This is a genomic window from Streptomyces sp. NPDC002386, from assembly GCF_053593175.1.
In genome coordinates this window covers 17,716-44,429 of the sequence record NZ_JBSFBX010000023.1, presented here as the reverse complement: position 1 = coordinate 44,429, position 26,714 = coordinate 17,716, and the positions used below count along the sequence as shown (strand labels likewise).

Annotated in this window: 21 protein-coding genes; 5 read left to right on the top strand and 16 right to left on the bottom strand. The window is 73.1% G+C overall.

Annotated elements, in window-relative coordinates:
- Positions 1-26: 26 nt before the first annotated feature.
- The 3 genes from pcaDC to ACWCPN_RS32775 all read right to left on the bottom strand — a co-directional run bounded on the left by pcaDC (position 27) and on the right by ACWCPN_RS32775 (position 3,119).
- On the bottom strand, positions 27-1,313 hold the full coding sequence (pcaDC, locus tag ACWCPN_RS32785; RefSeq protein ID WP_451213772.1) for a bifunctional 3-oxoadipate enol-lactonase/4-carboxymuconolactone decarboxylase PcaDC: 1,287 nt from the start codon (positions 1,311-1,313) through the stop codon (positions 27-29).
- Positions 1,314-1,645: 332 nt separating this feature from the next.
- Positions 1,646-2,683 (bottom strand): SPFH domain-containing protein, encoded by a 1,038-nt coding sequence (locus tag ACWCPN_RS32780; RefSeq protein WP_451213769.1) that lies wholly within the window; start codon positions 2,681-2,683, stop codon positions 1,646-1,648.
- A 4-nt stretch (positions 2,684-2,687) separates the two neighbouring features.
- The gene (locus tag ACWCPN_RS32775) at positions 2,688-3,119 is read right to left on the bottom strand and encodes an NfeD family protein (RefSeq protein ID WP_451213766.1); all 432 of its coding nucleotides are present in this window, start codon (positions 3,117-3,119) and stop codon (positions 2,688-2,690) included.
- A gap of 427 nt (positions 3,120-3,546) precedes the next feature.
- Here ACWCPN_RS32775 and ACWCPN_RS32770 point away from each other — a divergent pair, with 427 nt between their 5' ends.
- Positions 3,547-4,785, top strand: a complete 1,239-nt coding sequence (locus ACWCPN_RS32770; protein WP_451213763.1) for a PP2C family protein-serine/threonine phosphatase — start codon at positions 3,547-3,549, stop codon at positions 4,783-4,785.
- A 547-nt stretch (positions 4,786-5,332) separates the two neighbouring features.
- Here ACWCPN_RS32770 and ACWCPN_RS32765 read toward each other — a convergent pair.
- The gene (locus ACWCPN_RS32765; RefSeq protein ID WP_199212636.1) at positions 5,333-5,848 is read right to left on the bottom strand and encodes a MarR family winged helix-turn-helix transcriptional regulator; all 516 of its coding nucleotides are present in this window, start codon (positions 5,846-5,848) and stop codon (positions 5,333-5,335) included.
- Positions 5,849-5,929: 81 nt separating this feature from the next.
- Between ACWCPN_RS32765 and ACWCPN_RS32760 the strand changes: the two genes are divergently transcribed.
- Positions 5,930-8,062: an MMPL family transporter gene (locus ACWCPN_RS32760; RefSeq protein WP_451213760.1), complete on the top strand. Its 2,133-nt coding sequence runs from the start codon at positions 5,930-5,932 to the stop codon at positions 8,060-8,062.
- Positions 8,063-8,354: 292 nt separating this feature from the next.
- Here the strand turns inward: ACWCPN_RS32760 and ACWCPN_RS32755 are convergent, their stop codons facing one another.
- The 8 genes from ACWCPN_RS32755 to ACWCPN_RS32720 form a co-directional block, all read right to left on the bottom strand.
- Positions 8,355-11,051, bottom strand: a complete 2,697-nt coding sequence (locus ACWCPN_RS32755; RefSeq protein WP_451213758.1) for an SWIM zinc finger family protein — start codon at positions 11,049-11,051, stop codon at positions 8,355-8,357.
- A complete protein-coding gene (locus ACWCPN_RS32750; protein ID WP_451213755.1) occupies positions 11,048-13,909 on the bottom strand; it encodes an SNF2-related protein in 2,862 nt (953 codons plus the stop codon). Before ACWCPN_RS32750 ends, ACWCPN_RS32755 begins: the two co-directional genes overlap by 4 nt.
- 129 nt (positions 13,910-14,038) lie before the next feature.
- Positions 14,039-14,620, bottom strand: coding sequence for a sugar kinase (locus ACWCPN_RS32745; protein WP_451213752.1), 582 nt, complete (start codon positions 14,618-14,620; stop codon positions 14,039-14,041).
- Positions 14,617-15,762 (bottom strand): ROK family glucokinase, encoded by a 1,146-nt coding sequence (locus tag ACWCPN_RS32740; protein ID WP_365129851.1) that lies wholly within the window; start codon positions 15,760-15,762, stop codon positions 14,617-14,619. Before ACWCPN_RS32740 ends, ACWCPN_RS32745 begins: the two co-directional genes overlap by 4 nt.
- Before the next feature lie 88 nt (positions 15,763-15,850).
- On the bottom strand, positions 15,851-16,654 hold the full coding sequence (locus ACWCPN_RS32735; protein ID WP_199213710.1) for an ATP-binding cassette domain-containing protein: 804 nt from the start codon (positions 16,652-16,654) through the stop codon (positions 15,851-15,853).
- Complete coding sequence (locus ACWCPN_RS32730; RefSeq protein ID WP_451213749.1) at positions 16,621-17,661, bottom strand: ABC transporter permease; 1,041 nt, start codon at positions 17,659-17,661, stop codon at positions 16,621-16,623. The genes ACWCPN_RS32735 and ACWCPN_RS32730 overlap by 34 nt, the downstream gene beginning before the upstream one ends.
- The gene (locus ACWCPN_RS32725; RefSeq protein ID WP_392292346.1) at positions 17,658-18,662 is read right to left on the bottom strand and encodes a sugar ABC transporter substrate-binding protein; all 1,005 of its coding nucleotides are present in this window, start codon (positions 18,660-18,662) and stop codon (positions 17,658-17,660) included. The genes ACWCPN_RS32730 and ACWCPN_RS32725 overlap by 4 nt, the downstream gene beginning before the upstream one ends.
- Positions 18,663-18,873: 211 nt before the next feature.
- Positions 18,874-19,611: a GntR family transcriptional regulator gene (locus tag ACWCPN_RS32720; RefSeq protein WP_392292791.1), complete on the bottom strand. Its 738-nt coding sequence runs from the start codon at positions 19,609-19,611 to the stop codon at positions 18,874-18,876.
- 130 nt (positions 19,612-19,741) lie between these two features.
- Here ACWCPN_RS32720 and ACWCPN_RS32715 point away from each other — a divergent pair, with 130 nt between their 5' ends.
- Positions 19,742-20,764: a Gfo/Idh/MocA family protein gene (locus ACWCPN_RS32715; RefSeq protein WP_451213745.1), complete on the top strand. Its 1,023-nt coding sequence runs from the start codon at positions 19,742-19,744 to the stop codon at positions 20,762-20,764.
- Positions 20,765-20,803: 39 nt separating this feature from the next.
- Here ACWCPN_RS32715 and ACWCPN_RS32710 read toward each other — a convergent pair whose 3' ends face one another.
- From ACWCPN_RS32710 to ACWCPN_RS32700, 3 genes are all read right to left on the bottom strand, one after another.
- Positions 20,804-21,997, bottom strand: coding sequence for a cytochrome P450 family protein (locus ACWCPN_RS32710; RefSeq protein ID WP_451213742.1), 1,194 nt, complete (start codon positions 21,995-21,997; stop codon positions 20,804-20,806).
- Positions 21,998-22,079: 82 nt separating this feature from the next.
- Positions 22,080-22,754 carry a response regulator transcription factor gene (locus ACWCPN_RS32705; RefSeq protein ID WP_451213739.1) on the bottom strand — a complete coding sequence of 225 codons (675 nt, stop codon included), beginning with the start codon at positions 22,752-22,754 and terminating at the stop codon, positions 22,080-22,082.
- Between the two features lie 40 nt (positions 22,755-22,794).
- Complete coding sequence (locus ACWCPN_RS32700; protein WP_451213736.1) at positions 22,795-24,060, bottom strand: sensor histidine kinase; 1,266 nt, start codon at positions 24,058-24,060, stop codon at positions 22,795-22,797.
- A 178-nt stretch (positions 24,061-24,238) separates the two neighbouring features.
- Between ACWCPN_RS32700 and ACWCPN_RS32695 the strand changes: the two genes are divergently transcribed.
- On the top strand, positions 24,239-24,436 hold the full coding sequence (locus ACWCPN_RS32695; protein ID WP_451213733.1) for a hypothetical protein: 198 nt from the start codon (positions 24,239-24,241) through the stop codon (positions 24,434-24,436).
- Between the two features lie 111 nt (positions 24,437-24,547).
- Positions 24,548-24,943, top strand: coding sequence for a ribonuclease domain-containing protein (locus ACWCPN_RS32690; RefSeq protein WP_451213730.1), 396 nt, complete (start codon positions 24,548-24,550; stop codon positions 24,941-24,943).
- A gap of 88 nt (positions 24,944-25,031) precedes the next feature.
- On the opposite strand, the gene ACWCPN_RS32685 is transcribed toward ACWCPN_RS32690, so the two are convergent.
- Positions 25,032-26,672 (bottom strand): PhpK family radical SAM P-methyltransferase, encoded by a 1,641-nt coding sequence (locus ACWCPN_RS32685; protein WP_451213727.1) that lies wholly within the window; start codon positions 26,670-26,672, stop codon positions 25,032-25,034.
- Positions 26,673-26,714 lie beyond the last annotated feature (42 nt).

Here is a 26,714-nt window from a genome sequence, read left to right as displayed (position 1 = left end):
TCCTGCCGCGCGCGACGGCCGGGGGCTCATTCGGCGGGCGTGGTCTCCTCCCGGACGACCTGCTGGGCCACCCGGAACGCCCGGCTCGCCGCCGGCACCCCGCAGTACACGGCCGTCTGGAGCAGTACCTCCCTGATCTCGTCGGGGGTGAGTCCGTTGCGCAGGGCGGCGCGGACGTGGAGGGCCAGGTCCTCCAGGTGGCCGCCGGCGATCAGCGCGGTGAGTGTCACGCAGCTCCGGGTGCGGCGGTCCAGTCCGGGCCGGTCCCAGATCTCGCCCCAGGCGTAGCGGGTCATGAACTCCTGGAAGTCCCCGGAGAACTCGTCGGCCTGTGCGAGCTCCTGGTCGACGTGCGCGTCGCCCAGCACCTCCCGGCGGACCTTCAGCCCGCTCTGGTACCGGTCGGGCGGCCCGAGCGGCTGCGCCGGCACGATGGGGGCGATCTCGGCGACGGGGACCACCTGCGGCGGCGCGGCGACGGCCGGGTGGACCGGGGCGGCCGGCAGGGCGGTCTGGCCGGTGTCGTAGGGCTGCTGCCAGGCGGTGGAGAAGTGGCGGACCAGCAGGTCGGTGACGGCGGCGGGCTGCTCGACCGGGACCAGGTGGGAGGCGCCGGGGACGACCGCGAGGCGGGCGTCCGGGATGCCGGCCACCAGGGTGCGGGCCTCGGCGGGGCCGGTGACCTGGTCGTCGGAGCCGACCAGCACCAGCGTCGGCACGCCGACCCGGCCCAGTTCGGGCCGCACGTCGAAGCCGGCCAGGGCCTCGCAGGCGGCGATGTAGCAGCCCGGGTCGGTGGTGCGCACCATCTGCACGGCCCACTCGGTGATCGCGGGCTGGGCGGCGGCGAACCCGCCGGTGAACCAGCGGTCCGGAGAGGTCCGGGCGATCGGGTCGAGCCCGTTGGTGCGGACGATCACCCCCCGCTGGCGGAACTCGTCGGCGGTGCCGAACCGGGGCGAGGCGGCGACGAGCGCGAGTGAGGTGAGACGCTCGGGGTGGCGCAGGGCGAGTTCGAGGCCGACCGCGCCGCCGAGGGCGCAGCCCGCGTAGCCGAAGCGCTGTACGCCGACCGCGTCCAGCGTGGCCAGCAGCCGGGCCGCCAGTTCGCCGACGGAGGGGACCGGGTGGGCGGGGGCGCCGCCGTGGCCCGGCAGGTCGAACCGGAAGACCCGCCACTGCTTCGTCAGCTCGGGGATCTGCCGGTCCCACATGTGCCATGTGGTACCCAGGGAGGGACCCAGGATCAGGACGGGAGCCTCTTCCGGCCCGTCAAAGCGGTATTGCAGGGTGTTCGGTGGTGTCTCGCTCACCCGTCAGACCCTCTCATCTCTCACGACTGCCCCTGTGACGGGGGCTGTGGCTGTGTGGGCCCGACCAGTGGAAGACCTCCCAAGCAGCGTAGCGTTCGAGGCATTGCACGATTGCGCGTCGGTCTCGCCCTCCTTGCGAGGAACGCTCGATGGGGCTGACCCCGCACACTTGCCCGCCTCGACGCCGCTCCCAACGCCCTCAACTCCCCCCCCCCGGCCGCATCACGTGGGCCGGCAACCCGGTCACGTCGCCGTTTCGCCCGCTGAGCACGGGTCGCGTCCGGGGACGTCGGGTACGGGCACCGGCGAAGTCCGGCCGACGTGCCCGGCTGTCAGCGCGGCGGCTCGGGGAGGCGGCGGTCGAGGGTGCCGCGATCGGCCCTGGCGGCGTCGGCGAGGGCCTCGGCAGCGGCTTCCGCAGCCTGTGCCGTGTCGTCGGCGGCCTGGGCGGCCATGTCGTCCGTGGGCTTTTCGCGAGTTGCCGGAGACTGGGGCAGCACCTCGCTGAAGGCGCGGGACACGCCCTGCAGTGCGGAGGTGATCTCACTGGGGATGACCCAGAAGTTGTTTCCCGAGCCTTGCGCGAGTTGGGGCAGCGCCTGGAGGTACTGGTAGGCGAGCAGCTTGGGGTCCGGGTCGTTGCGATGGACGGCCTGGAACACCTCGTCGATGGCCCGTGACTGCCCTTCGGCCTGGAGGATCACGGCGGTACGGTTGCCCTCCGCGCGCAGGACGGCCGCCTGCTTGTCGCCCTCGGCGGTGAGGATCTGTGACTGGCGTTGCCCCTCGGCGCCGAGAATCGCGGCGCGCTTGTCCCGCTCGGCTCGCATCTGCTTCTGCATCGCGTCCTTGATGGTCTGCGGAGGGTCGATGGCCTTGATCTCCACCCGGTTGACCCTCAACCCCCACTTGCCGGTGGCCTCGTCCAGCACGCCGCGCAGCTGGCTGTTGATGGTGTCCCGGGAGGTGAGCGTCTTTTCCAGGTCCATGGATCCCACCACGTTGCGCAGTGTGGTGACGGTGAGCTGCTCGACCGCCTGAAGGAAATTCGCGATCTCGTAGAAAGCCGCACGCGGATCGGTCACCTGGAAATAAAGAACGGTGTCGATCTCGACGACCAGATTGTCCTCGGTGATGACGGGCTGCGGCTTGAAGGAGACAACCTGTTCCCGCAGGTCGATCAGCGGGCGAACGCGGTCGATGTACGGGATGACGAAGTTGAGGCCGGGATTCAGGGTCCGGAGGTAGCGGCCCAGTCGCTCGACGTTACGTGCACGCGCCTGAGGCACTATGCGAACCGCCCGCACCACCGTGAAGACCACGAACAGAGCGAGAATCAGGCCGGAAATCAAGAGCGCCGAGGTTTCCATGGTCTCAGTCCCGGGGGTAGACAATCGCGGTCGCACCGCTGATCTCCATGACGTCGACGGTTTTTCCGACAGGGATCACCAGCGTCTCGTCGTAGGCGCGCGCCGTCCACTCATCGCCGTCTATGCGGACCCTGCCGCCCCGTCCCGTCACCTCCGCGACGACGTAGGCAGCCCTGCCGACCAGGGCGTCCACGCCGAACCGTGCGGCTTGGGGCTGGCGCAGATGGTGCAGCGCGATGGGCCGCAAGAACAGCACGGTGCCCGCCGTGACGACGGTGAACACCAGGAACTGGAAGGGCAGCGGCAGCCCGATCGCGGCAGAACCCGCCGTTACCAACGCGGCCGCACTCAGCATTCCGAGCGCGGCGGTCAGTGTGAAGATCTCCGCCACAGCCAGAACGGCTGCGACGATCAACCACATCAGCCATGGATCCATTGCGTGCCTCTTCAGACCGGCGCGGGCGCGGAAGGGCCGGACGCTCACCATCGGACCCGGAGACGGGACAACCGCGGTATCCCTCCGCCGGCGATCCCCGGCGACCCAGGCGTGGCGGGCCGGTGCGGCACACCCGAAGCGGCTGATTCACGCCCGCTACTTGTGTTCTACCCATCCAGAGAAGATCACTCCACCGCCGCCCGGGGCCAATCCGGTCAGGAGCGAAACCCGCGTCCCCGTCGTGCGCCCGTCTCTGGTCGTGCACGGCCGACCGGTGACCGGGTCCGCCGTCGGACGGCGGGGCAGGGTCTGTCACCTCGACCACCCGCCGCCCCGGTGCCGTCCGCAGCCGCCGCAGAAGTCGCCACGGATTGACGCTCGCCGCGGCGGTTCGCAAGCTGGTGGGGGGGTGAAAGGGGCCGCGGCCGTGAGTGGTGGACAGAGTGAGCTGCCCCGGTTGCTGACAGCCGTGGAGACAGCGGCGCCCGTGGACGCCGTAGACGTGATCGCGCAGGACCTGCGGCGGCGGTTCCAGGCCGCGCGGGTCTCCTTCCTCATCGTCGACCTGACGGGAAGGGCGGTGGCACGGTTGTCCACCGCCACGCCGATGAAGAGCGGGCGGGAAACAGAGCGGATCCCCTTGTCCGGAAGCGTCTACGAGCAGGTCGTCCGCACGCAGCGGTTGTATCAGGAAGCGACCGCTCAGGGGCAGCGGGTGATCGTGCCGGTCACCAATCGGGGTGACGCCATCGGGCTGCTGGAGCTGCTCCTGCCGACCGCTCCCGACGAGGACGTCCTCGACGCGGTCGGCGAAGCCGCCCACGCCCTGGCCTACGTGGTCATAGCCAACGGGCGCTTCACCGACCTCTTCACCTGGGGCAAGCGCTCCCGGCCCCCCACCCTGGCGGCAGAGATCCAGTACCAGCTGCTGCCCCCGTCACTGTCGTGCGAGGCCGCGCAGTTCACGCTCTGCGGGCATCTGGAGCCCTCCGAGAACCTCAGCGGCGACACCTTCGACTACACCCTGGACCGCGACACGCTGCACCTGTCGGTGACCGACCCCATGGGCCACGACATAGACGCCGCGCTGGCCGCCACGGTCCTCGTAGGCGCCCTGCGCGGAGCCCGCCGCGCCGGAGCCGACCTGGTTGAGCAGGCCCACAAGGCCGACCAGGCGCTGGCCGACCGCGGTCGGGGCCACGCCACCGGGCAGTTGCTGCGCATCGGCCTTCACACCGGGCAGGCCCGGCTCGTCAACGCCGGTCACCCCTGGCCTCTGCGACTGCGCGGGGGGATCGCGGAGGAGCTCATCTGCGAGGTGGACCATCCCTTCGGTCTGTCCGTGCGCGTGCCGCATCCCTACCGCGTGCAGGACATCGACCTCCGCCCCGGTGACCGCCTGCTCATGATGACCGACGGCATGCTGGAACGTCACGGGGAGAAGATCGACCTGCTCGCCCTGCTGGAGCGGACTCAGGGCCTGCACCCGCGGGAGACCGCGCTGACGCTGACGTCGGCGGTCCTGGAGGCAGCCGGCGGACGTCTCGAGGACGACGCCACCGCGGTGTGCCTGGACTGGCACGGCCCTCAGCGGACCCAGCGGCGCGTCAGCTCCGGCGCGGACACGCAGCAGGCGTCGGCCGGCCTTACGAGGCGAGAGCCGTGACCGACGCCCAGGTACGGCAGACGGGTGATGGGCGGAACCGGCGGTGCCGGGCCGGCCGGATGCCGGGAATCGGGCGGATCAGGTGAAAGACCTCGCGAACCGGGCGGTTGGCGGGGTGACCGCACCTGTTCCGCGCCTGTTCCGCGCCTGGCCGACGTGACCGGTCGCCTCCAGCAGGGCGGCGCCCACGGGCGTGAGGACGTGCGGAACCGCCTTGCCCTCCCGTCCGGTGGTGATCGCTCGGCCCTGCGCGGCACGGTGGCGTGATGGCTCGCGGCTGCCGATCCACCCGTACGGCGGCACGGGCGTCGGACAGGGCTACGTCAGCGCGGGGTATCCGGAGACGCGCGGGCCGGGCTCCCGGCCTCCGCTCAGCGCCGAACCCGAGTCCCGCCCGCCGGCGAACGGCCCCGCAGGGGGGCCGCGCGAGCGCCCTCCCGGGTCCGGGCCGCTCGGTCCTCGCCGGCCCCCGCGATCCGACCGCTCGAAAGTCCCGCAAGCCCCGCATGCCGTGCCCGCCGGGCTCGTCGTCGTGCGCCCGCGCGGGTCACCGGCCGTGCGCGCGGGAGTCGGGACCGCTGCGCAGGAGGGCGAGTTCCCGGTTCATCTCCTCGAGGAAGCGGGCGACCACGCCCAGCTCCGCCGGGCTGAAGCGCTGCCGCGCGGCCTCGGTGCCGCGGGCCAGGGGCTGGAAGAAGTCCCGGGCGACGCCTCTGGCCGCCTCCGCGTAGTGCAGATGGACGACGCGGCGGTCGTCGGCCGCGCGGACGCGCCGGATGTGCCCGGCCCGCTCCAGACGGTCCAGGCAGGCGGTCATGGCGCCGGAGGTGAGGTCGAGCCGCCTGCGCAGCCGCCCGGGCGTCATCGGGCCTTCCTCGGGATCGGCGTCCAGAATCGCCACGAGGGCCTGGACGTCGGTGAGGTGGAGACCCTGGGTCTGGGCGAACTCGTGGGCGACGCGGTTGAACTCGCCGTTGAGCCGGCGCAGAAGGACCGCGAAGGACTGCAACCCCGTGGGGTCGTCCCCCGGAAGAGACGGCGAGGCGTGTTCGGTCCCGTACATCGCCCCAGTATATGATTACTCGATCATTGAGATACTTTACGACTGACTCAATTGGTCACACCGATGATTTCGAGGAGACGCATGAGAGCGACACCCGGCTGGACCCGTTGGCTCGTGCCGCTCGTCCTGCTGTTCGTCTGGCTCGGCGTGGGCGGAACGCTCGGGCCCTACGCCGGGAAGCTGGGCGAGGTCGCCACGAACGACCAGTCCGCCTTCCTGCCGCAGAGCGCGGAGTCGACCAAGGTGCTCAAGGCCCGCGAGGCGTTCGACGAGGCGGAGACCCTGCCCGCGATCGTCGTCTGGACGGCTGACGGGAACCGGATCACGGAGGACCGGCGCGCGACCGCCACCCGGGCCGTGGCGGCGCTCGCCGGACGGACCGGCATCGTCGGCGCGCCGTCGCCCGCGCTGCCCTCCGCGGACGGAAAGGCGTTGCAGGCCGTCGTCCAGCTGCGGCCGGACCTGGGCGACCGGCTGCCCGACGTGCTGGACGACGTGCGCGGGGCGGCGCGGAGCGTGCCGGGCACGACGGCGGAGATCGCGGGCCCGGCGGCGAGCCAGGCCGACCTGGGGGACGCCTTCGCGGGCATCGACGGGCTGCTGCTGGGCGTGGCGCTCGGCGCCGTGCTGCTGATCCTGCTCCTGGTCTACCGCAGCGTCCTGCTGCCCTTCGTGATCATCCTCGGCGCGGTGTTCGCCCTCGGACTCGCGTGCGCGGTCGTCTACGTGCTGGCCGACCACGGCGTGGTCCGGGTGGACGGGCAGGTGCAGGGCATCCTCTCCATCCTCGTGATCGGCGCCGCCACCGACTACGCGCTGCTGCTGGCCGCGCGGTTCCGCGAGGAGCTGGCGACGGGCCAGGACCGTGCCGCGGCCGCGGTGGCGGCGGTGCGCAGGTCGTTCGGCGCGATCACCGCCAGCGCCGCCACCGTGGCGCTCGCGCTGCTGGCGCTGCTGGCCAGCGACCTCACCAACAACCGCGCCCTCGGGCCGGTCGGCGCCATCGGCATCGTCTGCGCCGTGCTCTCCGCGCTCACGTTCCTGCCGGCCGTGCTGGCGCTGCTGGGCCGCGTCGCCTACTGGCCGTCCCGGCCGCGCGAGTCGGACGCGTCCGTGGAGGGGCACGGGGTGTGGCACCGCGTCGCCGGCAAGGTGGGTGCCCGCCCGCGCGCGGTCTGGGTGGTGACCGCTCTCGGCCTCGCCGTGCTCGCGGCCTTCTCCCCCTCGCTGTCGGCGAAGGGCGTGCCCCTCGACGAGATCTTCGTGAACGACGCCCCGTCGGTCGCCGCCCAGAAGACGCTCGGCGAGCACTTCCCCGGCGGGTCCGGCAACCCGGCCGTCATCATCGCCGACGCCGGCCGGGCCGCGCGGGTGACCGCCGCGGCGAAGGGCACCGACGGGGTGGCGTCGGCCGCCGCCGTGTCGGCGTCCGGGCGGCCCGGCGGCGGGGCGCCGAAGGTCGTGGACGGGCGGGTCCGCATCGACGCCACCCTGGAGGCCTCGGCGGACAGCGACGCCGCCAAGCGGACGATCGAGCGGCTGCGCGCCCGGGTGCACGCGGTGCCCGGAGCCGACGCGCTGGTCGGCGGCTACACGGCCCAGCAGTACGACACCCAGCAGACCTCCGCCCGCGACCGCACCGTCATCGTGCCCGTCGTGCTGGGGATCATCCTGCTGATCCTCGTCCTGCTGCTGCGCTCCCTGCTCGTGCCGGTGCTGCTGGTGGCGACGGTGGCGCTCAACTTCCTGGCCACGCTCGGCGTTTCCTCGCTCGTCTTCAAGCACGTGTTCGGCTTCGGCGGTGCGGACGCGTCGGTGCCGCTGTACGGGTTCGTGTTCCTGGTGGCACTGGGCGTCGACTACAACATCTTCCTGATGTCCCGGGTGCGGGAGGAGGCACTGGTCCACGGCAACCGGCAGGGTGTGCTGCGCGGGCTGACCACGACCGGAGGGGTGATCACCTCGGCCGGGGTGGTGCTGGCCGCCACGTTCGCCGCCCTGACGGTCATCCCGCTGGCCTTCCTGGTGCAGATCGCGTTCATCGTGGCCTTCGGCGTGCTGCTGGACACCCTGGTGGTCCGCTCGCTGCTGGTCCCGGCCCTCGTGCTCGACATCGGCCCGCGGGCCTGGTGGCCCAGCGTCCTGCCGCGTGACGCGGCCGCTGCGGTGCCCGGCGCCCGCGAGGCGAACGGGGTGGAGGGCGCCGGGGTCTGAGGATGCGCGCTCCGGTGACCTGGGCGAGTGAGGAGACCTGCTGACGTGAGGGGTGACGATCGTTGGTGTCCGCACGGCAAAGCGGCACCGAGGACGACGTCCGGCACGCGTTCGACGACGCCGTCGGCATGACGGCCGGCGGGCTCGAGCGGTGGCTGGAGACCGACGAGTCGCGGCACTCGCCTGGTCTGCCGCGACGCCGCCCACCCGTCCCGTCTGGTACTGCCGTTCACGACGGCCGGAGTGCCGCTCCTCACCTCGCGGGCCGCGCCTCGGAGTTCCCGGGCGCGGCCTACGGGTCGTCCGGGAGCCCCAGGCCGGTCAGTGCTCCCACCGGGTCCAGGTCGGGGGTGCCCCGGGGCCACCAGTCGTCCTGGCCCGGCTCCGACTCGTAGGCGTACCACAGGCCGTCGCGGCCCAGGCGGAGCTGAACGTGGCCGCGTGGGTGGGTGAGGTGGTTGCGCCAGGGCCGGAACGCCGGGAGATCGGCGGCGAGCAGCAGCGGGCGGGCCCGGTCGAAGCGGCCGGCCGGCGGGTCCCACGGTTCCTCCAGGACGGCCAGTCCCTCCGGGCCGCCCTGCCGCCAGGCGGCGACCGCGCGGGCCAGGTCGGCCGGGGTACGGCCGACGGCCGCGGCGAGCGTGGCGTAGAGGGCGCGGGTGGCGGCGGTCAGGCCGGAGCCCGGTCGGGCCGCGGCGAGCCGTACGGCGTCCTGCCAGAGCGTGAGACCACCGACCGGGTCGTGTCCGGTGGTGAGCAGGGCGTGCGCGCGGGCGGCGGCGTCGGTGGCGAGCTGGTCCAGCGCGAACGGGTCCGGACCGCCGGGCGCCGCCGGGTACACCGGCGGCTGCTCGGGGTGCGGCGGCGCCGGCAACGGCGGCGGCGGCGCGGGCAGCCGGCGCGGGGCGAGGGCGTCGGTGGCGCGGACTCCGGGCAGGGAGCGCGGTGCCCCTTCCTGGGCGGCGCGGGCCGCCCGGGCGGCGCTGCGGCGGGACAGCGCGTCCAGCAGCTCGCGCTCGCCGCGGCCGCGCAGCAGGAGCAGCACGAAGGGGTCGGCGTCGAGCAGGCGCGCCGTCTGGTAGCAGAGGGCGGCGGCGTGCTTGCAGGGGTGGCCCGAGTCGGGGCAGCTGCAGCGCGGGGCGAGATCGCCGGGGCCGGGCAGCAGGGGCACACCGCAGTCGGCCAGTGACTCGGGCAGCTCCTTGTCGAGCAGCGCCGCGATGTGGCCCGGCCGGTCCGCGGCCGCGTCCAGGAACCGCTCCCAGTCGCCGTCGTCCAGGGTCCGCAGGCGCACCTGCACCCGGTACGGCCGCGGGCGGCTCCCGCGCACGTACGCCAGCACCGAGCCCGGGGTCACCGTGATCGCGTCCACGTTGCCCGCGTCCGCGTAACCCCGGCCCCGGACCAGCCGCTTGACGTCCAGCGCGCCCCGCTCCAGCGCGTCGACCCAGGCGTTGCCCCACCAGGTCCCGGCGAACGCGGTGTCCTCGTCCTGGACGGCGCGGGGCGCGAACGCCGGGAAGGTGCGGCGGAGTTCGGAGTCCCGGTGCGGTGTGGCCATGGTGCCGGGCACCTGCGGGGGCGCTGCCGCTTGATCGTCCGGGCGGCCGGGGACGCCCGCGCCATGCGGCACGTGCCTGGCCTCCGCGGTATCCGCGGCCGCCGCGGATTCCGGGGGTTCCGGTGTCCCCGTCGTGTCCGCTGTCTCCGGGTTGTCCGGGCCGTCCGGGCCGTCGGTCCCGGAGGGCATACGGAAGGCGCTGTTCAGGAACTGCCGCATGTCCTGCACGGCTTGGGCTCGCGCGGTCCGGGGAGTGTCACCGCCCTGCCCGGAGCCGGCGGGATGACGGGACGGCCCGGAGGCCCGGCTCGCGGACGCGCGGCCCGTACGGCGCGAGCCCACTTCCGCCGCCCGGGCCAGCGACGCCTCCCGCCGGGCCGCCCGCAGCGCCTCCCGCGCGACGTCGCCGGGGCGTCCTCCGGGGGACGGGGTCCCGTCGGCGGGCGGGGAAGCGCCGACGAGCGGGGAAGCGTCGCTGGAAGAAGCTCCGTCGGCGCCGAGGGACGCGCCGCCGGTCGAGGACGCGTCGGAGGCCACGGACCCGCCGGTGCGCACGGTCTCGTCGGGGAAAGAGCCCACCCCGGCGGTCAGGGACGCGCCGCCGCTCGGGCACGCGTCGCAGGGCCCGGTCCCACCGGTGGGCGGGGCAGCGTCGGTGAGCGGGTAGGCGTCGGAGGGCACGGACCCGCCGGTGGGCGAGGAAGCCCCGGCGGGCGGGCCCGCGTCGGTGGACGAGGCCCCGTCGGCGGTCAGGGGCGCGTCGCCCGTCAAGGAAGCGTCGGAGGGCGCGGGCCCGCCGGTCTGCGAGGAGGCCTCGACGGGCGGGCCCGCGTCGGGGAGCGAGGCCGCCTCGGCGGTCAAGGACGCGCCACCGCTCAAAGACCCGCCGGTGGGCGAGGAACCGTCGACGGGCGGGCCCGCGTCGGTGGACGACGCCTCGTCGGCGGCCAGGGGCGCGTCGCCGCTCGGGCACGCCTCCGAGGGCGCGGGGCCGCCGGTGGGCGCGGTCGCTTGGGCGGACGGTGGGTCGGCGTCGGGCGACCGCCCCGGGGAGGGTGGAGTCGCCGCCCCCGGCCGTGGCTCACCGGCGGGTGGGGCCGCCTCAGTGGGCCGGACTCCGCCGGCGGGTGCCGGGGCGCCGGACGACCGGAGCGCGTCGGGGGACGCCATGCGTTCGTCGGCGCGGTGCTCGGCGGTCGGCGGAGCGGCTGTCGCGGCTCGCAGGGCCGCCCTCGCGATGTCGGCGGGGCGGGGCTCTGCCGGGGTGGTGCGCTCCGCGCCGGGCCCGGTGCCGGACGCGGGCGCCGTGGCGGCCAGTGGGCCGTCCGGCTCGGGGGCCGTCTCGTTCCCCGTGGTCCCGGTGCGCCGGCGCGCCGCTCGCAGTGCCTCGCGGGCGACGTCCCCAGGGCGGGGCTCCCCGGCCGTCACGACGTCCTCCGCAGGGAGACCAGGTCGGACAGTTCACGGTCCGTCAGTTCCGTCAGGGCGGACTCACCGGAGCCGAGGATGGCGTCGGCCAGGGCCCGCTTGGAGGCGAGCATCTCGGCGATGCGGTCCTCGACCGTGCCCTCGGTGACCAGGCGGTGGACCTGGACGGGCTGGGTCTGACCGATGCGGTAGGCACGGTCGGTGGCCTGCTCCTCGACGGCCGGGTTCCACCAGCGGTCGAAGTGGACGACGTGACCGGCGCGAGTGAGGTTGAGGCCGGTGCCGGCCGCCTTCAGCGAGAGCACCAGTACCGGCGTCGCGCCGTCCTGGAAGCGGTCGACCATGCGCTCGCGCTCCGGGACCGGCGTACCGCCGTGCAGCAGGTCCACGGGGACCGCGCGGGCGGACAGGTGGGCGGTGATGAGCCGGGCCATGCCGACGTACTGGGTGAAGACGAGGGCGGAGCCGTCCTCGGCGAGCACGGTGTCCAGCAGCTCGTCCAGCAGGGCGAGTTTGCCGGAGCGGGCGGACAGCCGGTCGGCGCGGGCGTCCTCCTTCAGGTACAGCGCGGGGTGGTCGCAGATCTGCTTCAGCGCGCCGAGCAGTTTCAGGACCAGGCCCCGTCGGCCGATGCCCTCCGCCGTCTCGATGGCCAGCATGGACTCGCGCACCACCGCCTCGTACAGGGCGGCCTGTTCCCGGGTGAGCGGCACCGGGTGGTCGGTCTCGGTCTTGGGCGGCAGCTCGGGGACGATGCCGGGGTCGGACTTCTTGCGGCGCAGCAGGAAGGGGCGGACCAGCCGGGACAGCCGCTCCACCGCCTCCTGGTCCTCGCCGTTCTCCACCGCGCGCGCGTGCCGGGCGCGGAAGGACTTCAGCGGGCCGAGGAGACCGGGGGTGGTCCAGTCGAGCAGGGCCCACAGTTCGGAGAGGTTGTTCTCCACCGGGGTGCCGGTGAGGGCCACGCGCGCGGGCGCCGGGATGGTGCGCAGCGCCTTGGCGGTGGCGGAGTAGGGGTTCTTCACGTGCTGCGCCTCGTCGGCGACGACCATGCCCCACGGCTGCCCGGCGAGCCGCTCGGCGGTGGAGCGCATCGTGCCGTACGTGGTGAGGACGAAGCCGCCGGCCAGGCCGTCCAGGGTGCGGTCGGGGCCGTGGAAGCGGCGGACGGGGACGCCGGGCGCGAACCGGGTGATCTCGCGCTGCCAGTTGCCCAGCAGGGACGCCGGGCAGACCACCAGGGTCGGTTCGGTGCGGGCCCGCTTCAGGTGCAGGGCGATGAGCGTGACGGTCTTGCCGAGGCCCATGTCGTCGGCGAGGCAGCCGCCGAGGCCGAGGGAGGTCATCAGGTCGAGCCAGGCCAGACCGCGCGCCTGGTAGTCGCGGAGGGTGGCGTCGAGTCCGGCGGGCGGTTCGGCCGGGTGCAGCCCCGCGGTGAGGCGGTCGCGCAGGGCGGCCAGCGCGCCGGCGGGGACGGCCTCGACGCTCTCGCCGTCCACCTCGGCGGTGCCGGTGAGGGCCACGGACAGCGCGTCGACCGGGTCGAGCAGGCCCAGTTCGCGTTTGCGGGCCTTGCGGACCAGGGCCGGATCGACCAGTACCCAGCGGTCCCGGAGCCGTACGACCGGCCGGTGGGCCTCGGCGAGCGCGTCCATCTCGGCCTCGCTGAGCGGTTCCCCGCCGAGCGCGAGCTGCCAGCTGAACCGCAGCAGCTCCTCGCTCTCGAAGAACCCGGTGCCGTCGGTCGCCGAGCCGGGCGCCGGGCGCACCACGGCGGCGGCGCTGAGGTCGCGGGCGAGGTCCCGGGGCCAGTGCACGGCCACCCCGGCGGCGGCGAGCCGCGCGGTGGCCACGCCGAGCAGGTCGCCCAGTTCCTCCTCCGACAGGGCGAGGACGTCGGGGACGTCCTGTTCGGTGAGCCGGTGCAGCGGCGGCCACACCCGGGCGGCGCGCCGTACGGCGAGGGCGGCGTCCACGTGGGCGCGCGGGCCGAACGCCGCGTCCGCCTCACCGGCCCACAGGGCGGCCGCGTCGGTCATCAGGGTGGGGTCGGCGAGGCTGTGCACCTGGACGATCGCGGCCCCGGCGGCGCGGGCACCCTCCGCGGCCCCGGCGTCGAAGACGTCGTACGCGGACAGGTCGAGGCGCAGGGAGATCCGTACGCCCGCGTCCATGCCGGCGGCGACCTCCGCGGCCCAGTCGTGGGCGTGCGGCAGGGACTGGGGCTCCCGGGCGGCGAAGGGGCGGCCGGCGGTGTGGGCGGCCGCGGGGGTGCGGGGCAGGGTGTCGGCGACCGCGTCCAGGAAGGAGCGGACCAGTGCCTCCGGCTCGGGCAGCCGCAGCGGACCGGGCTCCGGCAGCGGGACGGCGTGGCCCTCGGGCGGCAGGGCTGCGGCCACCGCGCGCAGGTGGGTGATGTCGTCGGGTTCCAGCGGACCGGCCCGCCAGGCGTCGTGGCCGGCCGGGGTCAGGCCGGGCAGGAGGCGGCCCCGGGCGACGAGGCGCAGGGCGTGCAGCGCGGCGGCGCCCCAGCAGGCGGTGGCCGGGTGGGCGGCCGGGTCGCGCCGGGCCCGTACGAGCAGGGGGAGGGCGTCGGCGACCGACAGGGTCAGCGCGGGCACCTGCCTGCGGCGGGCTCCCGCTCCGTGGCGTCGCACGACGGTCAGCTCCTCCACGGCGGGCGCGCCGGACCCGCCGTCGGTGGGCAGCGGGCCGCCCTCGGGGTCCCAGAAGGCGATCCGGCTCTCCCGCGGGAGGGGCGCGGGCAGGTAGACGGACGCGAGGCGCACCGGTACCGGGTTCCCGGTCCGGCCGGGCCCTCCCACGGGTCCCGCGACCGCGGTCGTACCACCGCTCATACGTTCTGCCACCTCCCGCCCGGGTCCTGGACCGACCGGACGTCCTCGACTCTACGGGCGGGGTACGACAACGGGTCCGGCGGCCGTGCGGCACCGGTGCCGTGGGCCCGGCGGCCGCCCGGGGCCCCGCTACGGGACGGTGCGGGAGACGACGTACACCATCGGGAAGTTCGGGTCCGCCATGTTCACGAGGACGTCCTGGGTGGGCGCCGGGTTCTTCTGCGGGTGGGCCAGCCCGTACCACTGGCCGGGTCCGGAGAAGTTCCAGCCGGAGACCTTCCGGTCGCGGGCGCTGATCGGCTTGGCGTCCTTCTTCAGCTCGTCCCGGCGTACGCCAATGGCGCCCAGGAAGCTGTCCAGGCCGGCGCTGTTGGTGCGGAACTGTATGTACAGCCGGCTGGTCTTCCAGTTGTTGGTCTCGTAGTAGGCGATGTAGTCGGCGGGGTGCGGTACGGCCACCTGGTAGAGACGGCGCTGCACCTTGGAGGGGAAGCCCGGGCTGAGGCCGGTCGCCGAGTACTTCGCCTCCTTGTCCTTGCCGCTGCTGCGGCTCTGGTTGGCGGAGATCACCAGGTAGCCCGCGGGGACGCCGATGAGCAGCACGATGATCAGCAGCGTGAGCATCCTGCGCTTCGCCCGGTGGCGGGGGTTCTCGACGGCCCGGCGCGGCTCGTCCGGCGGCGCGGCCTGGTGCGGCAGTGATGTGGTCATGCGGTGTCCTGGTCGCGGCGGGCCTGCGCGAACCGCTCGTAGCGTTCGTAGCGTTCCACCCGGCGCCGCTTGGCCCGCCGGAACCGCCGGGCCACCAGCCGGGCGAGGTCGGCGGCGCCCACCATGCCGGCCTCGGGGCCGAGCTGGGCGCGGGTGATACGGGCCTCGGGGCGGTAGCCGCGTCCGGTGAGGTGACGTTTGAAGGCGTCCCGGGCGGGGCCGATGAGCAGGTCGTCGGCGGCGCTGACGCCGCCGCCGATCACGAAGCAGGACGGGTCGAGGGCCGCCGCCAGGTTGGCGATGCCGACGCCGAGCCACTGGCCGATGTCCTGCAGCAGCTCGATGCACATGGCGTCGCCCTCGCGGGCCAGCTCGGTGATCATCGGGCCGGAGATGTCGTCGATGGCGCCCTTGACGTGCTCGATGATCCCGTAGGCCACCGGGGAGTCGGCCGCGGCCAGCTCCTTGGCCTCCCGGACGAGCGCGTTGCCGGAGCTGTACTGCTCCCAGCAGCCGCGGTTGCCGCACGGGCAGCGGTGGCCGCCGGGCACCACCTGCATGTGGCCGAACTCACCCGCCACGCCGTACTTGCCGCGCTTGACCTGGCCGTCCTCCAGGATGGCGCCGCCGATGCCGGTGCCGAGCGTGATCATGACCAGGTGGTCCTCGCCGCGTCCGGCGCCGAAGCGCCACTCCGCCCAGGCGGCGGTGTTGGCGTCGTTGTCGACCAGGACCGGTACCGACAGGCGGCTGGCCAGGCGGTCCCGCAGGGGCTCGTTGCGCCAGGACAGGTGGGGCGCGAAGAGGACGCGGTTGCGGTCGGCGTCGACCCAGCCCGCGGCGCCGATGCCGACCGCGTGCACGTCGTGCCGGTCGGACAGGTCCAGGACCAGCTCGGCGATGGTGTCCTCGACGACCTTGGGGCTCTTGGACTTGTCCGGGGTCTCCGTGCGGAGCTTCTCCAGGATGTTGCCGTCGGCGTCCACCACGCCCGCCATGACCTTGGTGCCGCCGATGTCGATGCCGACCGTGGGCACGCGGGGCGCGGTCAGGTGCGAGCGGCGTTCCCTGGTCCCGACCGTGCGGAGCACGGGGGCCCGGCGGGAGCCGATGGGGGCGGTGAGGTCGCGGTAGGTGCTCATCGTTGCTCGATTCTGCCTCACCGCGGGGGCGGGTGCCGTACAGGCCGACGGACGCGGGAGGCGTGGGAGCGGTGCCGGACGCGCCCCCTCAACTCCGCTGCAGCTCATGGCGGAGAGCGTCCAGGTCGGACCCTCCAGCCATCTGCTGGGTCAGCTCGTCCAGGGTGATCCCGTCCCTTGTGTGATTGCCCACCATCGTGCCGCGCCGCAGCAGGACGAACCGGTCGCCGACCAGGTACGCGTGGTGCGGGTTGTGGGTGATCAGTACGACGCCCAGGCCCTCGTCGCGTGCCGCCGCCACGTACTTCAGCACCACGCCCGACTGCTTCACGCCCAGCGCCGCCGTCGGCTCGTCCAGGATCAGGACCTTCGCGCCGAAGTGGACGGCGCGGGCGATCGCCACGCACTGGCGCTCGCCGCCGGAGAGGGTGCCGATGGGCTGGTCGACGTCGCGCAGGTCGATGCCCATGCGGAGCAGGGCATCGCGGGTGGTGCGGCGCATGAGGTCGGTGTCCAGGCGCTTGAAGGGGCCCCTGCCCTTGCGGGGCTCGGAGCCGAGGAAGAAGTTGCGCCAGACCGGCATCAGGGGAACGACGGCGAGGTCCTGGTAGACCGTGGCGATGCCCCGGTCCAGGGCCTCGCGCGGCGAGGAGAGGGTGGTCTCCTCGCCCTCGATGCGCAGGGTGCCGCCGTCGTGCCGGTGCAGGCCCGCGACGATCTTGATCAGGGTGGACTTGCCGGCCCCGTTGTCGCCGAGGACGCAGGTGATCTCCCCGGGGTGGACCTCCAGGGAGACGCCTTCGAGGGCGCGGACGGTGCCGTAGTGCTTGCTGACGTCGGTCAGCTCGACGAGAGAACTCACTTGTTGGCCTCCGCGCGCTTGCGGACCCAGGCGTTGAGCAGGGTCGCGAGGAGCAGCATGGCTCCCAGGAAGAACTTGAACCAGTCCGGGTTCCACTCGGCGAAGACGATGCCCTTGCTGGTCATGCCGAACAGGAGCGCGCCGACCGCGGAGCCGACGGCGCTGCCGTAGCCGCCGGTGATGAGGCAGCCGCCGATGACGGCCGCGATGATGTAGATCAGCTCGTTGCCGACGCCCTCGCCGGACTGGACGGCGTCGAAGGAGAAGAGCAGGTGCTGGCCGGAGATCCAGGCGCCGAGGGCGACGCCCATGTAGAGGCCGATCTTCGTCGCGGCGACCGGGACGCCGACCGCGCGGGCCGCGTCCTGGTTGCCGCCGGCCGCGAAGATCCAGTTGCCGGCGCGGGTGCGCAGCAGGATCCAGGAGGCGAGGGCGACCAGGCCGAGCCACCACAGGATGGTGACCTTGAAGTCGACGCCGCCGACGGTGAGGGTGGAGGCGAAGACGGCGTGGGCGCTCGGGAAGCCCTCCATGTCGGCGATGCTCTTGGTGGAGACCGTGTCGTCGATCAGCTTGGTGAAGCCGAGGTTCATGCCGGTCAGCATCAGGAAGGTGCCGAGCGTGATGATGAAGCTGGGCAGTTTCGTGCGGGTGAGCATGAAGCCGTTGAAGGCGCCGATCGCCAGGGTGACCAGCAGTGACACGCCCACACCGACCCAGGTGTTCGCGGTCATCTGGTAGCTGAACATCGACGAGACGAGCGCCGAGGACGTCACCAGCACACCGGCGGACAGGTCGAACTCGCCGCCGATCATCAGCAGCGCCACGGGGACCGCCATGATGCCGATGGTCGAGGAGGCGTACAGGACCGTGCTGAGGCTGGCGGCGCGCAGGAAGCCGTCGGCGGCGAAGGCGAAGAAGACGAAGACGGCGAGCGCGCCGACCACCGAGCCCAGCTCGGGGCGGGCGAGCAGCTTCCGCAGCGTCGGGCCGGCCGGGAGTCCGTCGTCCCGCGCCTGTTCGAGCGTGGCGTTCATCGGGTGCCCCGCTCGGTGTACTCGGCCAGCGCGGCGGCCTGGTCCCTGGTGACGATCTGCGGGCCGGTCAGCACGGGCCGGCCGCCGCCGAGGACGTCGCCGTTGTACTTGTACAGCCAGAGCAGGTCCACGGCCTGGTAGCCCTGGAGGTAGGGCTGCTGGTCCACGGCGAAGCCGAGGGTGCCGTCCTTCAGCTCGGCGGCGACCTTGGCGTTGAGGTCGAAGGTGTCGATCTCCGCCTTGCTGCCCGCGCCCTTCTTCGCCTGCACGGCGGTGTCGGCGTACGGGGCGCCGAGGGTGACGACCGCGTCCAGGGAGGAGTCCGCCTGGAGCTTGGCCTCGATCGCGGACTGGGTGTCGGGCATGTTGGTGCCGTTGACGTAGAGCTTCCGCACGGTGCCGTGGAAGGTCTTGGCCACGCCGTCGCAGCGCTGCTCGTGACCGACGTTGCCCTGTTCGTGCAGGACGCACAGGGCCTTCTTCTTCCCGCGCTTGTTCAGCTCCTCGCCGACGGCCTCGCCGGCGACGGTCTCGTCCTGGCCGATGTGGGTGAGGGCGCCGAAGGCCTTGGACTCCTCGGAACCGGAGTTCACGGTGATCACCGGGATGCCGGCCTTCTCGGCGCGGGCGACGGCGGCCTTCAGGGCGTCGGGCTTGGCGAGGGTGACGATGATGGCGTCGACCTTCTTGTCGACCGCCGCGTCCACGAGCTGGGCCTGCTGCTGGGCCTCGTCGTCGTGCGAGTACAGGAAGTTGATGTTGTCCTTGAGGGCGGCCTGCTTGGCGCCGCTCTGCACGATGTCCCAGAAGGTGTCGCCGTCTCCCGAGTGGGTGATCATCGCGAAGGTCCAGCGGGGGGTGTTCACCGCCGCCCGACCCTGGGCCGCGGCGGCCTTGCGGGCGTCCTCCGCCCGTTTGCCGCCGGTGCTGCTGCACCCCGCCAGGGACACCGAGAGTGCCCCTGCCAGCGCGATGCCTACCCAGGTCCGAAACCGTGCCACGAGGCCGTGCCCTTCTTGCCGTGTCCGTCCGTACGCAAGGGGCCGGCGATCATCTCGGCGGCCCCCAACACTCCAGTATCGAACACGGCGGACACCCGTGACACCGCCGGGGAGCCCCTGCCCGCCACCTTGTCCGGACATTGCGACGTGGCGTGGGCGGGACGATCAAGGGCGCACGGGTCCGGTGGGCCCGGCCGTGGAGGCCGGCGGCTCAGGGGCGGACGAGGAGCTGGAACTCGAAGGCGTAGCGGCTCGGACGGTAGGTGTGGTCGCCGAACTCCACCGCGCGGCCGGTGTCGTCGAAGGTGGTGCGCCGCATGGTGAGCAGCGGGGCGCCCTCCGCCTCGGAGAGCCGCTCGGCCTCGGCGGCCGTGGCGCCCCGGGCGCCGATGGACTGGCGGGCGCTGTGCAGGGTGATTCCCGCCGAGCGCATCAGCCGGTACAGGCCGGTGGCCTCCAGCCGGCCGGTCTCCAGGTCGAGCAGGCCCGGCGGCAGGTGGTTGGTCAGGTACGCCATCGGCTCGCCGTGCGCGAGGCGCAGCCGCTCGACGCGGTGGACGTCGCCGCCCTCGGGCACCCCGAGCGCGGCGGCGATCTCGGCGGAGGCGGGGACGACGGTGTTGACCAGGACCTTGGTCTCGGGCCGCTGCCCGGCGGCCTCCAGGTCGTCGTAGAGGCTGCTCAGCTCCAGGGGGCGCTTGACCTGGCTGTGCACGACCTGGGTGCCCACGCCCCGGCGGCGGACCAGCAGGCCCTTGTCGACGAGGGACTGGATGGCCTGGCGGACCGTGGGCCGGGACAGGCCGAGCCGGGCGGCCAGCTCGATCTCGTTGCCCAGCAGGCTGCCGGGCGTGAGGCCGCCGTGCTCGATCGCGGCTTCGAGCTGCTGGGAGAGCTGGAAGTACAACGGCACCGGGGAACTGCGGTCCACACGGAGATCGAGTGACACGGTCGGGTCCACAACTGGTTTGGGCACGGACTCGAGCGTAGCCGTGTGCCCGGATGACGGGAAGTCGTGTAGTCCGGTTGTCCGGACATTGCGATTGACAGGGCCCCGGGTCCGCCCTCACTTTGTTTCCATGCGCATCGGGGTCATCGGTACGGGCCGCATCGGCACCATTCATGCGAACACGCTCAGCCGCAGTCGCGAGGTCGGGTCGCTGATCCTGACCGACGCGGACCCGGCGCGGGCACAGGCGCTGGCCCACCGGCTGGGCGAGACGGCGGCGCCGGGGGTGGAGGAGATCTTCCGGTGGGGCGTGGACGCGGTGGTGATCACCACGGCGACCGCGGCGCACGCCGAGCTGATCGGGCGGGCGGCCCGGTCCGGCCTGCCGGTCTTCTGCGAGAAGCCCATAGCGCTCGACCTGCCGGGCACCCTGCACGCGCTCGCCGAGGTCGAGGCGGCGGGCACGGTGCTGCAGATGGGTTTCCAGCGGCGTTTCGACGCGGGCTACGCGGGCGCCCGGGAGGCGGTGCGCTCTGGCCGGCTCGGACGGCTGCACACGGTACGGGCGACGACCTCCGACCAGTCCCCTCCCCCGCCGGAGTGGCTGCCGCTGTCCGGCGGCCTGTTCCGGGACACCCTGATCCACGACTTCGACGCGCTGCGCTGGGTGACGGGCCGCGAGGTGACGGACGTGTACGCGGCCGGCTCGGACGCCGGGCCGCCGATGTTCCGCCAGGCCGGGGACGTCAGCACCGGCGGGGCCCTGCTCACCCTGGACGACGGCACGCTCGCCACGGCGACGGCGACCCGGCTGAACGGCGCCGGGTACGACGTCCGGATGGAGTTGGCCGGGGAGCGGGACACGGTCGTGGTGGGCCTGGACGACCGTACGCCGGTCGCGTCCACCGAGCCGACCGGGCCACCGGCCGCGTCCAGGCCCTGGACCGGATTCCTGGAGCGGTTCGGACCGGCCTACGAGGCCGAACTGCGCGCCTTCGTCGAGGTGCTGCGCGGTGAGCGGCCCAACCCCTGCGACGGCCAGGAGGCACTGCAGGCGCTGCGGATCGCCGAGGCCTGCGAGGTGTCGCGGCGGGAACGCCGCCCGGTGCGGCTGCTGGAGATCCAGGACCGGGTCCAGCCGCAGTACGGCTGAACCCGGGCCGCCCGGGCCGTGGTTGACCTCGGCCGTGGTTCACCAGCGCACGGGCAGGCCGCGCATCCCCCGCATCAGCATGCCCGGCAGCCACTCGCCCGGGGCGCCGTCGAGGGCGAGACCGGGGGCGCGCTCCAGGAGGGTGCCGATGGCGATACGGCCCTCCAGGCGGGCCAGGGGCGCGCCCAGGCAGTAGTGGATGCCGTGGCCGAAGGCGAGGTGGCCGCGGGCGTCGCGGCGGATGTCGAACCGGTCCGGGCCGGCGAAGCGGTCGCCGTCGCGGCCGGCGGCGGTGAGCCCGATCAACACCGACTGGCCCTGCTCGATCACCGTGCCGGCGATCTCCAGGGATTCGGCGGCGTACCGGTACGTGCCGGTCTCCACCGGGCCCTCGTAGCGCAGCATCTCCTCGACGGCGCCGTCCAGGAGCCCCTCGGTGTCGGCGCGCAGGTCGGCGAGTTGGTCCGGGTGGGTGAGGAGGGCGTGGACGCCGTTGCCGATGAGGTTGACGGTGGTCTCGTGGCCGGCGATGAGCAGCAGATAGGCCATGCCGCTCAGTTCCCGCGGGGAGAGCCGGTCGCCGTCCTCGGCGGTGGTGCGGATCAGGTCGCTGAGCAGGTCGTCGGTGGGGCCGGCGCACCGCTTGTCCTCGATCAGGTCCCGGAGGTACCGGGCGAGGGCGAGGATCGCGTCGTACTCCGTGTCGGCGCTGGTCGGCGCCACGACCTCGGTGGAGATCCGGCGGAACTCGGCGCGGTCCATGTCCGGGACGCCGAGGAGTTCGCAGATGACGGTGAGGGGCAGCGGGTAGGCGAGCGCCTCGATGAGGTCGGCGCTGCCGCGCGGCAGCATCTCGTCCAGCAGGTCGTCGGTGATCCGCTGGATCCGGGGGCGCAGCCGCTCCACCCGGCGCATGGTGAAGGCGCGGGTGACCAGGGAGCGCAGCCGGGTGTGCTGGGGCGGGTCGGTGACCAGCAGGTACTTGCCGATCTTCTCCTCGTCCAGCAGCGGCGAGCCGATCCGGGCGGTGTCCTTGGCGAGCCGGGGGTCGGCGAGGGCGGCGCGCGCCTCCTCGTACCCGACGACCAGCCAGGTCAGCTGGCCCGTGTCCGCCCCGCCGAGCCGAACCCGGTGCACGGGCCCCTGCTCGCGCAGCTTGGCGTAGTACGGATGCGGGTCCGTGCGGAACGCGTCCCCGAACTCCCTGAGATCGATCACCGGTCGCCTGCCCATCGCTCCCCTTCCGGACTCCCCCGAGGCGCTCCGGGGACGTCCCCGGAGCGGTTTCTGCAGTCTGAACGCGCGGGGCGCCCGCTCAGTGCCCGTCGTCGAGGAGTCCCGCGTCGTGAGCCAGCAGGGCGATCTGGACCCGGTTGCCGAGGCCGAGCTTGGCGAGGATGCGTGAGACGTGGGTCTTCACGGTGGGCACGCTCATGAAGAGCCGGTCGGCGATCTGGGCGTTGGCCAGTCCCCGGCCGACGGCGACGGCGACCTCGCGCTCGCGGTCGTTCAGCAGGCCCAGCCGGTCACGCGCGCGTGCGCGCCGGGCCTCAGCGGCGCCTCCGGCCGCGTACCGCATCAACTGCCGGGTGACGGCGGGTGAGAGCACCGGTTCCCCGGCCGCGACCCGGCGCACCGCGTCGACGATCTCGGCGGGCGGGGTGTCCTTCAGGACGAATCCGGCGGCGCCCGCGCGCAGGGCGTGCAGCACCTGCTCGTCGGCGTGGAAGGTGGTGAGCACCACGACCTCCGGTGCGTCCGCCCGCGCGCGCAGCAGCCGGGTGGCGGTGATTCCGTCGACGGACGGCATGCGGATGTCCATCAGGACCACGTCCGGACGGGTCCGCTCGACCGCCTCCTCGACCTCACCGCCGTCCGCGGCCTCCCCGACGATCTCGATGTCGCCGGCCCCGCCGATCATGAGGGCCAGGCCCGCCCGCACCAGCGGATCGTCGTCCACGAGGAGGAGTCTGATGTGTGTCGCGGTCATGGGGGTCACGTAATCACGGAGCCGGGCGGTCCGCCGCACCTCAACTCCCGTTCCACGGAAGCCATCCCCGTACTTCGAACCCCTTCTCGCGGGTGGGCCCGTGGTCGAGGCGGCCACCGGCCAGCGTGGCACGCTCGGTGAGGCCGATCAGTCCCTGTCCGGAGCCGGGGACGGGCACCGCCTCGCCCGCCGGGGCGGGGTTGTGGACGGAGATCGTCAGACCCTCGCCGGGTGCGCCGCCGACCCGCACGGTGACCTCGGTGCCGGGGGCGTGCTTGCGGGCGTTGGTCAGGGCCTCCTGGGCGATGCGGTAGGCGGTGCGGCCGAGGGAGGCGGGGGCGTTCTCGAGCCCGGTGAGGCGGTGGTCGAGGGTGACCTTCATGCCGGCCTCGCGGCACTCGGCGACGAGGGCGTCCAGCGCGGCCAGCGTCGGCTGCGGCCGGCCCCCGGCCGCGTCGTCGGACTCCCCCGCGCGCAGCACGCCGATGATCTCCCGCAGGTCCTGCAGCGCCTCGTGGGCGCTCTCCCGGATGACCCCGGCCGCCCGTGCGATCTCCTCGCGGGTGGCGTCCGGGCGGAACTCCAGGGCGCCGGCGTGCACGCTGAGCAGCGTGAGCCGGTGCGCGAGCACGTCGTGCATCTCGCGGGCGATGGCCTCGCGGGCGAGCCGTTGCGCCTGTTCGGCACGCAGCCGCGCCTCCGTCTCGGCGCGTCGGGCGCGGTCGCGCAGGCTGAGCATGAGCTGCCGCTTGGAGCGGACGAACATGCCCCAGCCGATGACCGACACGGTGAGCAGTTCGGTGAACACGACGATGCCGGCATAGGGCAGGTCGGGGTCCGGCCGCAGCCAGTAGAAGAGCGGGACCAGGGCGAGGCCCGCGCCGCCGATCCAGGCCACGTGCCGGAAGGGCCGGTGCACGGCGAGCGTGAACAGGGCGATCATGTCGGCGCCGCCCGCGGTGTTGGACAGGAACCCGACCGGGATCATCGCGAGGGCGAGTCCGAGCGGCCAGCGGCGCCGGAACCAGACGGCGGCGCAGGCGACGGCGCCGAGCAACTGGTCGAGGACGGCGGCGGAGTGCGGCAGGCCGGCTTCCCGGGGCAGCGCCTGGGCGGCGGCCACGCCGAGGAGGACGGCCAGCAGGAAGCAGGAGAAGTCGACGACCCAGTCGCGCGCGGTGCGACGGGGCCGCCGGCCGGGAGCCGCCCCGGCGGCCGGGTCCAGCTCGTGGACCAGGGCGGACGGGAACAGCCACCGGGGACCCTCGAACTCCCCCGTCTGGCGCGCCGGTTGCTCATCATTCACGGTCGGCCAATCTACGCAGGACCGGCCCGCCCGAAAGCCCCGGACGTCGGATCGGCGACCAAAGTCGCGGCGCCGTGGACTTCGGTCGGTCCCGCCCGGTGTGCGGGCGGACCTTCGACGGGCGGCGGCCATCCCGCGGCCGATGCGTGGTGCGGGACGGCCGGGCCAGGGTGGTTTCATGAAGAAGCTGCTGGAACTGATCGGATTCATCGCCCTGGTGCAGGGCGTGCTGGGCCTGGTGCACGAGTTCACTCACTGGCATGTGGGGTTCGTGCAGCGGCTCGGTCTCCTCGACGGCTACGAGGTGTACGCGAGCGTCGCGCTGCTGGTGCTGGCGTTCGCGCTGTTCGCGGTCGCGGAGGGCCAGGACTCCTGAGCGTACGACGCGTCAACTCTCGGAAACTTCACGTGACTTCACGCGAAACTCCGTCGACCTCCGCAAGTTTGACATTGACATGCCACTCTCTACGCGCGTCATCATGAAGACATGAGATTCCCCCCACGCGCATCTCGTGTCACTGTCGCCGCCGCCGTGCTGTCCGCCCTTCTCGTGGGCGGCTCCGTCTCCGCCACCACGGCGGACGCGGCGGCCGCCTCCGTCGGCAGCATCTGCTACGGCGACCTCCCCTCACAGGCCCACGACACGCTCGATCTGATCGACAAGGGCGGGCCGTTCCCCTACTCGCAGGACGGGACCGTCTTCCAGAACCGGGAGAACGTGCTGCCGAGCCGGCAGAGCGGCTACTACCACGAGTACACCGTCATCACGCCGGGCTCCCCCACGCGCGGCGCACGCCGGATCGTCACCGGCGAGGAGACCCAGGAGGACTACTACACCTCCGACCACTACGCCACGTTCGACCTCGTCGACTTCGGCTGCTAGGCCGTAGCGGCATCGCCCGTACGGCGACGAGCAGGCCCCCGGCGCACCGCCGGGGGCCTGCTCGTCGTCGCGGGCGTCGCGCGCGCCCTCACACGGCGGCGAACCCGAACCGCGACGGCGCCATGTCGACCGCGGCGACGGCCTTGTACAGCTCGTCGTTCAGGGACGTGAGCCGCACGGTGTCCGGCGTCGCCCGGCCCCGCTCGCGCATGATCTCCTGCGAGGCGCGCAGGATCGGCACCAGGTCCTCGACCTTGAGGCCCTTGCCGTCCAGGTACGGCAGCGCCCAGAAGTCGAAGTCGTACAGCGGCAGCCAGACCGATTCGGTGACCTTCTCGAACATCACGTCGCACCAGTCCGCCGCCTCACGGGAGTTCATCGTGTGGTGCGACCAGTTGTAGGCCTCGCCCTCGATGCCGTGCAGCTCCTTGCGCTGGTAGACCGGGGCCTTCGGGTTGCCCCACCACGGCTGCGCCCGCCAGAAGGTCGGGCCGGTCTCGTTGAGGAAGTCGATGGTGTTCTGCACGGTCCGCTCGTTCTCACCGGGGAAGCCGACGATGATCGAGGCGAAGGTGGTGATCCCGCGCTGTTTCAGCTGGGCTATGCCGTTGCGGTACTGGGCGTCCTGCGCCAGCTTGTTCATCGCGGCGAGGATGTCCTGGTCGCCGGACTCGATGCCGAGGAAGACGCCGCGGCAGCCGCTCTGCGCCGCCAGGTCGAAGGTCTCCTCGTCACGGGCGTTCGAACAGCGGAAGTAGGAGTACCAGTTGAGCCCCAGGTCCTCCTCGATCAGCATGCGGCACAGTTCCTTGAACCGCTTGGGCGGGACGTTGAAGGTGTCGTCCACGAACACCAGGTTCTTCACGCCCAGTTCGGCCATCGAGCGCAGCTCCTGCCGGACCGTGTCCACGGAGGCCGTGGTCAGCGCGCCCGCCCGCATCGGGTAGTCGCAGAAGCTGCACTTGAAAGCGCAGGACCGCGCGGTACGGGTCTGGGCCGTGGTACCGATCAGCTCCGGGCTGAAGCCGGACCAGTCGATCGCCGCGTGGTCGATGTTGTTGGCCTCCGGCTTCTTGGGCCCGGCGACCCAGCGGCCCGCGTCCGAGAGCGTGACCAGGTTCGCGATGCCGTCGAGCGGCCCGCCCCGCCCTACCGCCCGGACCAGTTCGACCAGGGCGCCCTCGCCCTGGGACTCCACGACGTAGCTGTCGGCGCCCATGCCGTGCAGGAGGTCCTGGGTCATGCCCTCGACGCCGTCCATGCAGATGTTGTCGACCAGCGGGCCGCCGACCACGATGTGCGCGTCCGGCGCGTACGCCCGTACGAAGTCGATGACGGGCAGCACCGGCATGATGTTGACGTAGAACGTCGTCGTCACCGCCACCACCCGCGGCCCGCGCTCCAGCAGGTCCGCCAGGCGCTCCTGTTCCGCGCTGAACAGCGACACGGCCTCGGCGCTCAGGCCCGCCTTGCGCAGGAAGTTGCTCAGGTACAGCCCGGCCAGGTTGTGCACCTCGCCCACGTGGTAGCGGTCGTTGCGCCCGGTGGCCCTGTTGCGCAGCGCGCTGAGCCCGTCCATCCAGGACAGGTGGCGGCCGCCGACCTCCAGGTACTCCTTGCTGTAGATCTGCAGCGTCGGCGAACCGGCGCCGCTGCCCTCGCACATGGCGCGGTAGTCCTGGAAGTCGCCCTCGTTGTAGCCGATGACGACGCAGTCGAGTTGTTCCATGGTCAGTTCTGCCTTCCGTGTGTCCCAGCGGAATCGGTGCAC

Coding starts and splice junctions, on each gene's coding strand:
- ACWCPN_RS32750 (WP_451213755.1), bottom strand. CDS start 13,909: ATGAGCGGTGGTACGACCGCGGTCGCGGGACCCGTGGGAGGGCCCGGC.
- ACWCPN_RS32780 (WP_451213769.1), bottom strand. CDS start 2,683: ATGGAAACCTCGGCGCTCTTGATTTCCGGCCTGATTCTCGCTCTGTTC.
- ACWCPN_RS32705 (WP_451213739.1), bottom strand. CDS start 22,754: ATGACCGCGACACACATCAGACTCCTCCTCGTGGACGACGATCCGCTG.
- ACWCPN_RS32775 (WP_451213766.1), bottom strand. CDS start 3,119: ATGGATCCATGGCTGATGTGGTTGATCGTCGCAGCCGTTCTGGCTGTG.
- ACWCPN_RS32730 (WP_451213749.1), bottom strand. CDS start 17,661: ATGAACGCCACGCTCGAACAGGCGCGGGACGACGGACTCCCGGCCGGC.
- ACWCPN_RS32765 (WP_199212636.1), bottom strand. CDS start 5,848: ATGTACGGGACCGAACACGCCTCGCCGTCTCTTCCGGGGGACGACCCC.
- ACWCPN_RS32695 (WP_451213733.1), top strand. CDS start 24,239: ATGAAGAAGCTGCTGGAACTGATCGGATTCATCGCCCTGGTGCAGGGC.
- ACWCPN_RS32740 (WP_365129851.1), bottom strand. CDS start 15,762: ATGAGCACCTACCGCGACCTCACCGCCCCCATCGGCTCCCGCCGGGCC.
- ACWCPN_RS32690 (WP_451213730.1), top strand. CDS start 24,548: ATGAGATTCCCCCCACGCGCATCTCGTGTCACTGTCGCCGCCGCCGTG.
- ACWCPN_RS32710 (WP_451213742.1), bottom strand. CDS start 21,997: ATGGGCAGGCGACCGGTGATCGATCTCAGGGAGTTCGGGGACGCGTTC.
- ACWCPN_RS32745 (WP_451213752.1), bottom strand. CDS start 14,620: ATGACCACATCACTGCCGCACCAGGCCGCGCCGCCGGACGAGCCGCGC.
- ACWCPN_RS32715 (WP_451213745.1), top strand. CDS start 19,742: ATGCGCATCGGGGTCATCGGTACGGGCCGCATCGGCACCATTCATGCG.
- ACWCPN_RS32760 (WP_451213760.1), top strand. CDS start 5,930: ATGAGAGCGACACCCGGCTGGACCCGTTGGCTCGTGCCGCTCGTCCTG.
- ACWCPN_RS32685 (WP_451213727.1), bottom strand. CDS start 26,672: ATGGAACAACTCGACTGCGTCGTCATCGGCTACAACGAGGGCGACTTC.